We start from the raw sequence: 13,581 nt of genomic DNA, 5'->3' as shown, positions 1-13,581 counted from the left end.
AGAGCGCCGCGATGCTGAACCTAGCCGAATACCGCCAGCGACCGGCCTTGCTTGCCGACTGGCTGCCATGGGCCGGCCTAGTCGCGCCGGGTGTGGTGCTGAATAAAGACGGTTCGTTCCAGCGCACTGCGCGTTTCCGGGGTCCCGACCTCGACAGCGCGACGCAAGGTGAGTTGGTGGCCATCACTGCACGGCTGAACAACGCACTGCGTCGGCTCGGCGCTGGCTGGGCGTTGTTCGTCGAGGCTGAGCGCCGGGCGGCGGCGGGTTACCCACACTCGGACTTTCCCGAGCCGCTGTCGTGGCTGGTGGACGAGGAGCGGCGCGCGACGTTCGAGGAGTCCGGCAACCACTTCGAGAGTGGCTACCACCTCACACTGCAATACCTGCCGCCAGAAGAGTCGCACGCTCGCGCGGCGAAGCTGCTCTACGCGAACTCCCCGACGGCCGGCGTGGACTGGCGCGAGCGTCTAGCGGCCTTCATCGCGGAGACCGGGCGCATCTTCGACCTGCTCGATGGCGTGATGCCGGAGATCGACTGGCTCGGCGACGGCGAAACGCTGAGCTACCTGCATGCGACCGTCTCGACTAGGCACTATGGCATCGAGGTTCCGGAAGTGCCGTTCCACCTCGACACGCTGCTGGCTGACATGCCGCTGCTCGGTGGCCTGGCGCCGATGTTGGGCGATGCGCACCTGCGCGTGGTGACGGTGCGCGGTTTCCCGACCTCGACCTGGCCGGGAATTCTGGACGACCTCAACCGGTTGGGCTTCGCCTACCGCTGGAGCACGCGTTTTCTGTGCCTGGACAAGGCCGAGGCAGAAAAGGAGCTCGGTCGCCTGCGCCGTCAGTGGTTCGCCAAGCGCAAGAGCGTCCTGGCGCTGCTACGCGAAACCCTGTTCCAGCAGGAAAGCCCGCTGGTCGACACCGACGCCAGCAACAAGGCGGCCGATGCTGATGCCGCTCTGCAGGCACTGGGTAGCGATCAGGTCGCCTTTGGCTTCGTTACCGCGACCGTGACGGTGCTCGATGCCGACGCCGACGCCGATACAGCCGACGAGCAGTTGCGCAGGGTGGAGCGCGTTATCCAGGGGCGGGGCTTCGTGACCATCCCGGAGACCCTCAATTCTGTGGAGGCGTGGCTGTCCTCGGTGCCGGGTAACACCTACGCCAATGTGCGCCAACCCATCGTCTCGACGCTGAACCTCGCCCACCTGATGCCGGTGTCGGCGGTATGGGCCGGACCGGAGGGTAACGCTCACCTCGACGGGCCGCCGCTGATCGTGACCCGCACCGAGGGCTCGACGCCGTTCCGTCTGGTGACGCATATCGGCGATGTGGGACACACGCTGGTCGTCGGCCCGACTGGCATGGGCAAGTCCGTCCTGCTCGCCATGTTGGCGATGCAGTTCCGCCGTTACCCCGGATCGCGCATCTTCGCCTTCGACATGGGGCGTTCCATGCGAGCAACGGTGTTGGGGCTGGGCGGGGAGCATTACGACCTGGGCGCCGATGGCTCAATCGCCTTCCAACCGCTCGCGCGCATCGACGAAGAGGGCTGCCGCAGCTGGGCGGCCGAGTGGGTCGAAGGGCGTCTGTTGCACGAGGGCGTGGCCGTCGGTCCAGAGGAGAAGGCGGCCATTTGGTCCGCGCTCGGCAGTCTTGCGGGAGCGCCCGTCGAACAGCGCACGTTCACCGGCCTATCGGTGCTGCTGCAATCGAATGCACTGCGCCAGGCGCTGGCGCCCTATGTGTTGGGTGGCGCGCACGGCAAGCTGCTCGATGCCGACCTCGACTACCTGAGCATGGCCGATGTGCAGTGCTTCGAGATGGAGGAGCTGATGCACAGCAAGGCCGCGGTGCTGGCCGTGCTGGGCTATCTGTTCGCGCGTCTGGAGGAGCGTTTCGATGGCGCGCCGACGCTGCTGATCCTCGACGAATCCTGGCTGTTCCTCGACGACCCGGTGTTCGCCGCGCGCATTCGCCAGTGGCTCAAGACGCTGCGCAAGAAGAACGTCAGCGTGATCTTCGCCACCCAGTCGCTGGCCGACATCAAGAACTCGACCATTGCCCCGGCGATCATCGAGAGCTGCGCCAGCCGCATCTTCCTGCCCAACTCGCAGGCGACCGAGCCGCAGATCCGCGCGATCTACGAGGGCTTCGGCCTCAGCGGGCGGCAGATCGAGATCGTCGCCACCGCGCAGCCCAAGCGCGATTACTACTACCAGTCCCGTGCGGGCAATCGCCTGTTCGACCTCGACCTGGGGCCCGTCGCGCTTGCGTTCGCTGGTGCCTCGAGGCCCCAGGACCAGCGCGCCATCGACAGCGTGCTCCGCGATGCTGGAGTGCCTGGCTTCGCCGCTGCCTGGCTGCGTCATTGCGGCCTCGACTGGGCGGCCGAGTTGCTGCCGTCCGCCGCGTCCTTCCTCGCTTCCCGCCCACAGGAGAACCTGCCATGAAGCTCCAGTCCTTGCTCAAACCCAAGCTGAGCGCGCTCGCCGTGACCAGTGTCCTTGCCCTGGCCTCCGCGCCGCCGGCGCACGCCCTGTTCGGTGTCGGCGACATCGTGCTCGACCCCACCAACCTGGTGCAGAACACGCTGACGGCTGTTCGCACGTTGGAGCAGATCAACAACCAGGTGCAGCAGTTGCAGAACGAGGCGCAGATGCTCAGCAATCAGGCGCGCAACCTGGCCAGCCTCGACTTCAGTGTCGTCAACCAGCTTCACGCGTCGCTGGTCAGGAGCGAGCAACTGATCGCCGAGGCGCAGGGGCTTGCCTACGATGTGCAGAACCTCGATAGCGAGTTCGCCCGGCTTTACCCTACTGAGTACGCCGCCACCGTCAGCGGCGACCAGATGTACCAGGATGCCCGCAAGCGTTGGGCGCACACACTCGATGGCCTGCACACCGCGATGCGCATGCAGGCGCAGGTGTCGCGAAACCTGAGCGACGATGAAAGTGCGTTGACTGTTTTGGTGGGCCAGAGCCAATCGGCCACCGGCGCCCTGCAGGCCATGCAGGCGACCAACCAGCTGCTGGCCCTGCAGGCCAAGCAATCCATCCAAGCGCAACAGCTTCAGCTCACCCAAGACCGCGCTGCGTCGCTGGAGCTGGCACGGCAGGCGGCGGCCAGCGAGCGCGCCCGCGAAGTACGGCGGCGCTTCCTGGGCGAGGGCACGCCGTATACGCCGCAGTCTGTTCAGTTCTACGGGAACTGACGGAGGTCGCCATGCGATACGTCCTTGCGTTGTCGGCTGCGCTGCTGGGGGGCTGCGATCAGCAGTCCAGCGAAGGCCTGGCCGCAGACCCTGTGCGACTCAAGGTGCTGCGCGCCCAGTGCGCAGCGGATTGGAGGAGCGTGGGCGAGGGCGTCTGTAGAGGCGCCGCCGAGGCGTATCGACGCCGCTTTTTTGCTGGCCACGGCGGCCCGGAAGAGTACGTGGCTCTGGAGGAGCTGCCGCCGATTCCACCGACCTTTGACAGCCCCGTCGACGATGAGGCTGAGACCGGGCGCGATGCGCTGGCTGCCTTTGCCTCGGATACCACACGATGAATGACGTAACGGTCATCGACCGATTCCTCGATACGTTCTCGCGCTACATCGACTCGGGCTTCGGGCTGCTGCAAGGCGAGGTCGCTTTTCTGACCGCCACGCTGATCGCCATCGACATGACGTTCGCCGGACTCTACTGGGCGCTTGGCCATGCCACCGGCCAGGGTGAAGACGTGATGGCGAAGCTCATTCGCAAGGTGCTCTACGTCGGTGCTTTCGCCTACATCATCGGTAACTTCAACTGGCTGGCCAGCATCGTCTTCCGCTCCTTTGCCGGGCTGGGTCTGACGGCGACCGGTGCGCTCAGCATGGAGACCTTCCTGCAGCCGGGACGGCTGGCGAAAACCGGCATCGACGCAGGTGCACCGATCCTGGAGCAGATCGGCGAGATGACCGGCTTCCCTGAGGTGTTCGTCAACCTCGATCCCATCGTCATCCTGTTTCTGGCCTACCTGGTGGTCATCGTCTGTTTCTTCGTGCTGGCGATACAGCTGTTCATCACCCTGATCGAGTTCAAGCTGACCACGCTTGCTGGGTTCGTGCTGGTGCCATTCGCGTTGTGGAGCAAGACCGCCTTCCTGGCCGAAAAGGTGCTGGGCAACGTGGTGTCCTCAGGCGTCAAGGTGCTGGTGCTGGCGGTGATCGTCGGTATTGGCACGGGGTTGTTCGCCGAGTTCCAGGTACATCCCGACGAGCCGTCCATCGACCACGCGCTGGTGGTCATGCTGGCCTCGCTGGCGTTGCTCGCCCTGGGCATCTTCGGCCCGGGCATCGCCACCGGGCTGATTTCCGGTGGCCCGCAGCTGGGTGCGGGGGCGATGGCGGGTGCCGCGCTCGGTACGGCGGGCATGGCTGTCGCCGTCGGTGCCGCCGCAACCGGCGTGGGTGCTGCGGTCGCGGCCGGAGCGCGCATGGCACCGGCCGCGAAGCTGGCTGCCGGGATGCGCTCGCTCAAGGGCCGGTTTGCTGGTGGAGGTGGAGCTTCCTCTGGTGGCAGCGCGGCCGCCCTGGGCAATGCGCACCAGGTCGCCACCGATGCCAAGGCGCAACCCGCATGGGCCAAGCGCTTGCAGCGCCGCCAGCAGATCAGCCATGCCGCCACCACCTTCGCGCACACGCTGCGCGGTGGCGACGGCGGCGGTTCGGGCAGTGGCCCGAACTTGCGGGATTCGGATTCATAAAGGAGGACGAACCATGCGTTTCAACCGTCCGCGGGTGCGCTATGCCGAGACGCCGCAACCCGCCACCCCGTACCAGGCCGCTGCGCAGGCGTGGGACGAGCGCATCGGCTCGGCCCGTGTGCAGGCGAGAAACTGGCGCTTCATGGCCTTTGGCTGTCTGGCTCTCGCACTGCTGATGGCGGGCGGCCTGGTCTGGCGCTCGGCGCAGTCCATCGTCACGCCCTATGTGGTGGAGGTGGACAGGTCTGGCCAGGTTCGCGCGGTCGGCGAGGCCGCCACACCGTACCGGCCGGCCGATGCGCAGGTCGCCTATCACCTGGCGCGCTTCGTCACGCTGGTGCGCTCGCTGTCCATCGACCCGATCGTGGTACGGCAGAACTGGCTCGATGCCTACGACTACACCACTGATCGTGGCGCGGCCGTGCTCAACGACTACGCGCGCACCAACGATCCCTTCGCCCGCGTCGGCAAGGAGTCGGTGACGGTGCAGGTTAGCAGCGTCGTGCGGGCCAGCGACGCCTCTTTCAACGTGCGCTGGACGGAGCAGCGCTTCGTCCACGGCTCGCCCGTCGGCACCGAGCGCTGGAACGCGGTGATCTCCACCGTCTTGCAAACCCCGCGTACCGAACAGCGCCTGCGCAAGAACCCCCTGGGCATCTACGTCAACGGGCTGTCGTGGAGTCGCGAACTCGATGCGTCCGAAGGAGCCAAGCCATGAACCTGTTTTTTCGTATATCCGCGCTCCCCCTGGTTTTGCTGGCCTTGGCCGGCTGTAGCGGCCAGGGCAAGCCACCACCGCGTATTTCGCTCGACGAGCCGGTGCAGGCGCAGCCGCTGCCCGAGCCACCTAAGCCGCTGACCGTGGTGGCGGTGCCCACGGTGTTGCCGATGCCGGCACAGATGAAGCCGCTGCCAGACGAAGCCGGTCCTGCGCCGGAGCCGGACGACGAGAAAGTGAGGGTGTCGCGCGCCAACCAGGAGGCGAGGGTGGTGCCTACGCGAGAGGGCTACATCAATGCGATCCAAGTCTGGCCCTACAGCGACGGAGCGCTTTATCAGGTCTATGCCGCGCCGGGGCGCGTGACCGTGATCGCGCTGCAGGCCGGTGAGGAACTGGTGACGGTGGCCGCTGGCGACACGGTGCGCTGGGTCGTCGGCGACACCTCCAGCGGTTCCGGCGACGCGCTGCGTGTCAACGTGCTGGTCAAACCCATCCGCTCGGGCCTCAAGACCAATCTGGTCATCACCACCAGTCGGCGCACTTATCTCATTGAGCTGACCTCGACTGAGAAAGCCTGGATGGCCTCGGTGTCCTGGGATTATCCGAAGGACCGCATGTTGGCCTTGCAGCGCCAAGCACAGGCCGCGCAGGCGAGCGCGCCGGTCGATAGCGGTCTCTCGCTGGAGAATCTCCGCTTCCGCTACGCGATCAGCGGCAGCAATTCGTCGTGGCAGCCGTTGCGCGCCTTCGATGACGGCGAGAAGGTCTACATCCAGTTTCCCGCCGGTATCGCCCAGGGCGAGTTGCCACCGCTGTTCGTGATTGGGGCGCAAGGCGATGGGCAGTTGGTCAACTACCGCTTCCGTTCGCCGTACTACATCGTGGATCGGCTGTTTGGCGCGGCTGAACTGCGCCTGGGAGGCGACAAGGGCGACGTGGTGCGCATCGAACGCACGGATGGCGCGGCGCGGGGGAACTGAGCATGAGCCAGGACAATACCCCCGACCTTGCCGCGCCGCAGGCGGACAAGGTCCCGCCCGAAACGGTAGCGCTGCGCGCCCAGCCACGCCCAGTCACGCGATTGAACCGGCGCACCCTGGCAGCGCTTGCCGGTGGGCTCTCCGTCGCGGTGTTGGGTGCCACCATCTGGTCCTTGCAGCCGCCGAAGCCTCGGGGAGGGAGCGATCCGGCGGAACTATATAATGTCGATCGCGTTTCTCGCTCTGAAGGGCTCGACCGACTTCCCTCTGACTATTCCAAGCTGCCGCCACCACCACCCGCGTTGGGGCCGCCGCTGCCGGGCGACCTTGGCCCGGCCATCGTGCAATCGCAGCGGCCGGCAGCGCCCAACTACACGCCGCCTGGCCACGATCCCGCCGAGGCCGAACGGCTGGCGCGGCTGAAAGAGGCCGAAGAAGCGGCCGCCTCATCGGTGTTTTTCCGCGCGGGTAGCCAGCGCCTAGCCGTGGCTGCGCCTGCACAGCCTGCCTCGGATGCAGCAACACTGACCGGCTTCGATCCGCTGGCCGCCGGCCCCGCCTCGACGGCGGTGAACGCCGTCGATCCGACAGCCGCGCAGAACCGGCAGGAGCAGAAAGAGTCGTTCTTGCAAACCGGAGCCACGGAAACCCGCAATTCCGGGAACCTGCAGCTGCCGGCGTCGCCCTACCAGGTCATGGCTGGCACGGTGATCGCCGGTGCGCTTGTGACGGGTATCAAGTCGGATCTTCCGGGTGATGTGATCGGCACAGTGACGGAGCCGGTCTACGACACGGCAACCGGCAAGCACCTGCTAATCCCGCAGGGCTCGCGCATCCTCGGTCGCTACAACAGCCAGGTCAGCTATGGGCAGAGCCGGGTGCAGGTGGTGTGGAATCGCATCATATTGCCGGACACATCTTCACTGACGCTGGACAACCTCGTGGGCACCGACCCTGCCGGCTACTCCGGCCTGGAGGACGGCGTCGATTGGCATTGGGATCGCGTCTTCGCCGGCGCGGCGCTGACGACGCTGCTGGGTATCGGTGCCGAACTGGCCGCGCCGGAGAACCGCCAGGACGGCGACCGGATCATCATCGCAGGCCGTGACGGCCTGCAGGACAGCGTGAATCAGGTCGGGCAGGAGATGACCCGGCGCAACATGAACATCCAGCCCACCTTGACCGAGCGACCCGGCCTGCCGGTGCGCATCATCGTCAATCGGGATCTGGTGCTGCGGCCCTATCAACCGCTGTTCTTTAATAGGGGGACTTCACGATGAGCCACACACGTAAGCTGCGGCTGGGACCGCTGCCCAAGGCTGAGAGCGTCAAGCTGACCTTCACATGTCCGGCCAGCCTGAAGGCTGACCTTGACCGTTACGCCGCACTGCACGTGCGGATGTATGGTGATACGGTCGATGCCGTAACGCTCATTCCGTACATGCTGGAGACGTTCATTGCAGGTGATCGGGGGTTCAAGAGGGCAGGAAACGATCCTGATTGTCAGCTTCCCACTATTTAATAGAAGGCTTCGGCGGGCAGACTGCGGTCGCCAAGTAGATGTCGAACCTTTAGGCCTCGCGCCGGTGACCATGGAGGGATAAAATCAGAGCTGATTGATAATGGTGTCGCTAAAGTCGTCGCCCCGCAAATCGCTCCATCTCCCGCGCCAGCAAAAGCTCTGCGCGGTTGACGGTAAAAGCGACGGTAAGACTCCATGTCGATCACAGCCAATCCCTTTAGCTATGCGGGTTGAGGCGACCTATTGATGATCGAGTGGGAATGATCTGAAGCAATGAGGGCAGCCCAGGCTGCCCTCATGCTATGCGCAGCCTCCGCAGAGAGGCGCGTCGAGCCTGATGGGCCCATCAATTCGGACTGGCTGGAGCCCATGCATGTCCTTTACCCGTAGACAGATTCTCACCGGCCTGGCCGGTCTTGGTGTCGTCGGTCTCGCCGGCAGTGGCGCGCGCTACTGGCTCGGTCGCCCGGCCGACATCACCACTCATGACTACGAATTGATTGCCGCCCCGCTGGACGTGGAGCTGGTGCCTGGTCACGTCACGCCTGCCTGGGCCTATGGCGGGCAAGCGCCTGGCCTGGAGCTGCGTGGCCGTCAGGGCGACTGGCTGCGGGTGCGCTTCATCAACAATCTGCCCGAGCCCACCACCATCCATTGGCATGGCATTCGTCTGCCGCTGGAAATGGATGGCGTGCCCTACGTATCGCAGTTGCCGGTGTTGCCCGGCGAGTTCTTCGACTATCGCTTCCAGCTGCACGATGCCGGCAGCTTCTGGTATCACCCGCACACCAGCAGTGCCGCGCAGCTAGGTCGCGGGCTGGTCGGTCCGCTGATTGTCGAGGAGCGCGAACCAAGCGGTTTCAGGCACGAGCGCACGCTCAACCTGAAAAGCTGGCATGTCGACAAGCAGGGGGCGTTCACCGAATTCAGCGTGCCGCGCGAGGCGGCCCGTGGCGGCACGCCGGGCGTGCTGTCGACGGTGAATGGCACACATGCGCCCACGCTTGATCTGCCGGCCGGGCAGGTCGTGCGGCTGCGGCTGCTGAATCTCGACAACACCCTGACCTATCGCCTGAACCTGCCAGATAGCGAGGCGCGCATCTATGCGCTCGATGGACATCCGGTCGTTCCGATGCCGCTGGGCAAGGAGTACTGGCTCGGTCCGGGCATGCGTATCGACCTGGCGCTGAAGGTGCCGGAGGCCGGCGTGGAGCTGTCCTTGCGCAATGGTCCGCTACGGCTGGCGACGCTGCGCTCGGTGGCGCATGACGAAGTCGCCGGCGACTGGCCGCCGGCGTTGCCGGCCAATCCCGTGGCGGAGCCGGATCTGCAGCGCGCGGAAACGCTGCGCTTCAACTTCGAGTGGGCCGGTACCTTGTCGACAGACGCCGCACAGGGCGGCGCCTATACCTTCTGGCAGATCAACGGCGAGGCCTGGGACATCAACGACAAGACCTGTGCCGATCGCCCGATTGCGACGCTGAAAAAGGATGGCCATTACATCTTCGAGCTGCGCAACCTCAGTCAGTACCAGCATCCGATTCATCTGCACGGGATGACCTTCAAGGTGATCTCGTCCAATCGCCGCAAGATCGATCCGTGGTTCACCGATACCTACCTGCTGGGCAAGAACGAGACGGCCCGTATCGCGCTGGTCGCTGATAATCCGGGTGTCTGGATGTTTCACTGTCATGTCATCGACCACATGGAAACCGGGTTGATGGCAGCGATCGAGGTGGTATGAGACAGGGCGGAGTAGGGCAGTGAGGAAGCCGCAGATCATCGACCGCAGCCAGGACGAGCGCTTCATGCGCGAAGCCCTGGCGCTGGCGGCGCAGGGCGCTGCGTTGGGAGAGGTGCCGGTCGGCGCTGTGCTGGTGCAGGATGGACAGATCATCGGGCGCGGCTTCAACTGCCCGATCTCCCGACACGACCCCAGTGCGCATGCGGAAATGGTCGCGGTGCGGGATGCGGCGCAGGTGCTGCAGAACTATCGGCTACCCGGCGTGACGCTCTACGTCACGCTGGAGCCGTGCAGCATGTGCGCCGGTCTGATCGTGCATTCGCGGATCCAGCGCGTCGTCTATGGCGCCACCGAGCCGAAGGCCGGCGTGGTTGTCAGTCGCGGCCAGTTTTTCGATCAGGGCTTTCTCAACCACCGGGTGCTGGTCGAGGGTGGTGTGCTGGCCGAGGAGTGCGGGATGGTGCTCAGCGAGTTCTTCCGCCAGCGCCGGCAGAAGGGTTAGCGCGCCGCTGTTGTCGGCTGCAGCGTTTCATGGGCGGCGATGCTGCCCTGTGCCGGAAATACCACCAGATGGTCGGCGGCGATGGCGATGCCGACTTCCTGCCCGGTGGGGTAGTCCGCATGGCTGGTGAAGATCGCCACCAGTTGATTGCCGGTAGGCAGCTGCAGCCGGTACAGCGTCGATGCGCCGAGAAAGGTCTTGCCGACGATAAGCGCCCGCAGCGGGCTGTCCGGTTTGTAGACGATGTCGTCCGGGCGCAGCAACACATCCACCGAGCTGCCAGCAGGCCAGGTGTAGGCACGGTTGCCGCGAATCACACCGAGTTCGGTCTGCACGGTTTCCGGGTCTAGCAGCTGCCCGCGGATGAAATAGCCCTGGCCGATAAAGCTGGCCACGAAGGGCGTCAGCGGTTCGTGGTAAAGGTTGAACGGGGTGTCCCACTGCTCCAGGCGGCCGTCCTTAAACACGCCGACCTGATCGCTGACGGCGAAGGCTTCTTCCTGGTCGTGGGTAACCAGAATGGCGCTGGTGTTGCGTGCCTTGAGGATCTCGCGCACCTCATGGCTGAGGCGCCGACGCAGTTCGACGTCGAGGTTGGAGAACGGCTCGTCCAGCAGCAAAAGTGCAGGCTCGGGCGCCAGGGCGCGGGCCAGTGCGACGCGCTGCTGCTGTCCGCCGGAGAGCTCATGTGGATAACGTTTGCCAAGGGCGGCCAGGTGCACCAGTTCGAGCATCTCGGAGACGATTTGCGAGCAGTCAGGCTGCTTGCGAATCCCGAAGGCGATGTTCTCCGCCACGGTCAGATGGGGAAACAGCGCGTAGTCCTGAAAGACCATGCCGATGCGGCGCTTCTCCGGCGCCAGGGTGAAGCCCGAGCGGGAAATGACCGACTCCGCCAGGTGGATTTCGCCCTGGTGCACCGGCTCGAAGCCGGCGATGGCACGCAGCGTAGTGGTCTTGCCGCAACCGGACGGGCCGAGCAGGCAGCCGATGTCGCCGCGGTTCAGATGCAGGTTGAGGTGCTGGACGATGCTCTGCTCGCCGTAGCCGCAGGCCAGGTCACGCAGTTGCAGCAGCGGCGGCTCGTGTTTCATGCGTGGTGGTAGGCCGGCTCGACGAGAAACTCCAGCAGCGCCTTCTGTACATGCAGGCGGTTCTCGGCCTGATCCCAGGCCACGGAGCGCGGATCGTCGAGCAGGTCGTGGCTGATCTCCTCGCCGCGGTGGGCCGGCAGGCAATGCATGAACAGCACGTCCTCGGCAGCGCAATCGAGCAGAGCGCGGTCCACCTGATAGGGGCGGAACGTGGCCAGGCGCGCGGCGGCCTCGTCTTCCTGGCCCATGGAGGCCCAGACGTCGGTGCTGATCAGGTGTGCGCCTGCAGCCGCTTCGCGCGGATCACGCATTACCTGCACGCGATCACCGGCGCGCGCCATCAGTTCGGCGTCGGGCTCGTAGCCCTCGGGGCAGGCGACCTTGAGCTGGAAGTCGAACTGGATGGCGGCTTCTATATAGGTATTGCACATGTTGTTGCCGTCGCCGATCCAGGCCACCGTCTTGCCGGCGATGCTTCCGCGGTGCTCATGGAAGGTCTGCATATCGGCCATCAGCTGGCAGGGGTGCAGGTCATCGGAAAGACCGTTGATGACCGGCACGCTCGAGTTGGCGGCAAAGTCGGTGAGGGTCGAGTGGGCGAACGTGCGGATCATTACCGCATCGAGCATGCGCGACATGACGATGGCCGAATCGCTGATCGGCTCGCCGCGCCCGAGCTGGGTGTCGCGCGGGGACAGGAAGATCGCCTGGCCGCCGAGCTGGATCATGCCGGCTTCGAACGACAGTCGGGTGCGGGTCGAGGCCTTCTCGAAGATCATGCCTAGCACGCGATTCTTCAGGGGTTCGAACAGGACGCCGCGCTCGCGCAGATCCTTCAGCTCGATGCCGCGGCGGACCAGGCTGTTCAGCTCCTGGGGCGTGCAGTCCATCAGTGAGAGAAAATGCCTTGCGCTCATATCAACTACCTTTATTGCCGCAGCGCGATCCAGTGCTTTTCGACAGAAAAAGGGGACCGACGACTGGGGGTCGCACGGGGAGCGACGAAACGGGAAAGGCGCGATCTTATCCAGAAAGCGAGCATAGGCGCAAATCCGCAGCCCACGGCCTCCGGTGGGCTGAATCGCCGTGCTGACGGCCTTTGCGCCGCAACAAAGCCGAGTCCTCCGCTCGGCTTTCCCACGCTTTTTCCGTTACAATGCGCGGCAACCGTGTCTAGCCGAGGTACTCCATGGATATCATCGAAACCATCAAAGAACAGATCGCCAACAACCCGGTGCTGCTTTACATGAAGGGTTCGCCCAACGCCCCGCAGTGCGGTTTTTCCGCTCGCGCGACCCAGGCGGTAATGGGCTGTGGCGAGAAGTTCGCTTATGTCGACATCCTGCAGAACCCGGAAATTCGTGCCAGCCTGCCGACCTATGCCAACTGGCCGACCTTCCCGCAGCTGTGGGTGAATGGTGAGCTGGTCGGTGGCAGCGACATCATCCTCGAGATGTTCGAGAACGGCGAGCTGCAGACCCTGATCAAGTCCGCTGTCGGCAAGACCGAGGCCTAAGCCCGGTCTGACCGCGTAGGCTTTGCTGATGCCCGCATCGAAGGATGCGGGCATTTTTGTTTGTGCCGCTCTGCTGAATAACGCCGCTCGGCTGACGCGTTGATCTTTATGGTCTTTCCCGGGTCAGAGGTCGCGGTGAGGGTGTTTCCCTCTGTTCTGTTTGATCCCTTGAAGTGAGAGACGCCACCTGATGCCCTATATGCGAATGCTGCCCTTTCTGATCGTGCTGGCGGTCGTCCTGTTCAACGGCTTGAAGCCGGAACCGGTACCGCAGCTGTTCGATCAGCAAGACAAGCTGCATCATCTGCTGGGTTTCGCCGCGCTGGCGTTCACCCTTCGTCTGGCGTTCCCGCGGGTGCCATTCCTGTGGGGGCTGGGTCTGACAGTTATTGCGGCACTGTCGATCGAGATCGGGCAGGGCATGCTGCCTTATCGGACCGCCTCGCGCTGGGACATGCTGGCCAATGTGTTGGGCGTGCTGCTGGGCTGGGGCTGCTCGGTTGTGGCGCAGGGCTGGTGGCGTCAGCGGCTGGGCGAACCGCTGACCGAGTAGGAAGCGAATAACCTGGGACTCAGTCCCTGGTGAGAGTCCAGCGGCAATAAAAAAGCCCCGGTATCAACCGAGGCTTTGAAATTTGGCTCCGCGACCTAGACTCGACAGCGAAGCTGAACGCGCTTTAGCGCGGCCCCGAAGGGGTGAGCGAAGCGAATAACCTGGGACGCAGTCCCTGGTGAGAGTCCAGCGGCAATAAAAAAGCCCCGGTAT

The 13,581-nt window shown here is 64.7% G+C and carries 14 protein-coding genes; 12 read left to right on the top strand and 2 right to left on the bottom strand.

Annotated features, from left to right (window positions below):
- The first annotated feature begins 11 nt into the window (after positions 1-11).
- The 10 genes from trbE (at position 12) to tadA (ending at position 10,205) form a co-directional block, all read left to right on the top strand.
- On the top strand, positions 12-2,459 hold the full coding sequence (trbE, locus tag F753_RS43690; RefSeq protein WP_023446476.1) for a conjugal transfer protein TrbE: 2,448 nt from the start codon (positions 12-14) through the stop codon (positions 2,457-2,459).
- Entirely contained in the window at positions 2,456-3,220 is a 765-nt protein-coding gene (trbJ, locus tag F753_RS43685; RefSeq protein ID WP_023446475.1) for a P-type conjugative transfer protein TrbJ, read from the top strand. Before trbE ends, trbJ begins: the two co-directional genes overlap by 4 nt.
- A gap of 11 nt (positions 3,221-3,231) precedes the next feature.
- Positions 3,232-3,555: a hypothetical protein gene (locus F753_RS43680; RefSeq protein ID WP_023446474.1), complete on the top strand. Its 324-nt coding sequence runs from the start codon at positions 3,232-3,234 to the stop codon at positions 3,553-3,555.
- Positions 3,552-4,736, top strand: a complete 1,185-nt coding sequence (trbL, locus tag F753_RS43675; protein ID WP_023446473.1) for a P-type conjugative transfer protein TrbL — start codon at positions 3,552-3,554, stop codon at positions 4,734-4,736. Before F753_RS43680 ends, trbL begins: the two co-directional genes overlap by 4 nt.
- A 13-nt stretch (positions 4,737-4,749) precedes the next feature.
- Positions 4,750-5,454 (top strand): conjugal transfer protein TrbF, encoded by a 705-nt coding sequence (gene trbF / locus F753_RS43670; RefSeq protein WP_023446472.1) that lies wholly within the window; start codon positions 4,750-4,752, stop codon positions 5,452-5,454.
- Entirely contained in the window at positions 5,451-6,437 is a 987-nt protein-coding gene (gene trbG / locus F753_RS43665; RefSeq protein ID WP_023446471.1) for a P-type conjugative transfer protein TrbG, read from the top strand. The genes trbF and trbG overlap by 4 nt, the downstream gene beginning before the upstream one ends.
- A 2-nt stretch (positions 6,438-6,439) precedes the next feature.
- Positions 6,440-7,717: a TraB/TrbI/VirB10 family type IV secretion system protein gene (locus tag F753_RS43660; RefSeq protein ID WP_023446470.1), complete on the top strand. Its 1,278-nt coding sequence runs from the start codon at positions 6,440-6,442 to the stop codon at positions 7,715-7,717.
- The gene (locus F753_RS43655; RefSeq protein WP_023446469.1) at positions 7,714-7,959 is read left to right on the top strand and encodes a DUF2274 domain-containing protein; all 246 of its coding nucleotides are present in this window, start codon (positions 7,714-7,716) and stop codon (positions 7,957-7,959) included. The genes F753_RS43660 and F753_RS43655 overlap by 4 nt, the downstream gene beginning before the upstream one ends.
- A gap of 373 nt (positions 7,960-8,332) precedes the next feature.
- Complete coding sequence (locus F753_RS43650; RefSeq protein WP_023446468.1) at positions 8,333-9,703, top strand: multicopper oxidase family protein; 1,371 nt, start codon at positions 8,333-8,335, stop codon at positions 9,701-9,703.
- 19 nt (positions 9,704-9,722) lie between these two features.
- On the top strand, positions 9,723-10,205 hold the full coding sequence (gene tadA, locus F753_RS43645) for a tRNA adenosine(34) deaminase TadA (protein ID WP_014819493.1): 483 nt from the start codon (positions 9,723-9,725) through the stop codon (positions 10,203-10,205).
- Here tadA and F753_RS43640 read toward each other — a convergent pair.
- Positions 10,202-11,299, bottom strand: coding sequence for an ABC transporter ATP-binding protein (locus F753_RS43640; protein ID WP_023446467.1), 1,098 nt, complete (start codon positions 11,297-11,299; stop codon positions 10,202-10,204). The genes tadA and F753_RS43640 overlap by 4 nt on opposite strands.
- Positions 11,296-12,216, bottom strand: coding sequence for an ornithine carbamoyltransferase (gene argF / locus F753_RS43635; RefSeq protein ID WP_014819495.1), 921 nt, complete (start codon positions 12,214-12,216; stop codon positions 11,296-11,298). Before argF ends, F753_RS43640 begins: the two co-directional genes overlap by 4 nt.
- 272 nt (positions 12,217-12,488) lie before the next feature.
- Here argF and grxD point away from each other — a divergent pair, with 272 nt between their 5' ends.
- The gene (grxD, locus tag F753_RS43630; RefSeq protein WP_014819496.1) at positions 12,489-12,815 is read left to right on the top strand and encodes a Grx4 family monothiol glutaredoxin; all 327 of its coding nucleotides are present in this window, start codon (positions 12,489-12,491) and stop codon (positions 12,813-12,815) included.
- 190 nt (positions 12,816-13,005) lie between these two features.
- Positions 13,006-13,368, top strand: coding sequence for a VanZ family protein (locus F753_RS43625; RefSeq protein WP_031298192.1), 363 nt, complete (start codon positions 13,006-13,008; stop codon positions 13,366-13,368).
- The last annotated feature ends 213 nt before the right edge of the window (positions 13,369-13,581 follow it).

It is taken from the genome of Stutzerimonas chloritidismutans AW-1, from assembly GCF_000495915.1.
Classification (GTDB): Bacteria; Pseudomonadota; Gammaproteobacteria; order Pseudomonadales; family Pseudomonadaceae; genus Stutzerimonas; species Stutzerimonas chloritidismutans.
The sequence above is the reverse complement of the archived record's forward strand: the minus strand, read 5'-3'. Positions and strand labels throughout refer to the sequence as shown.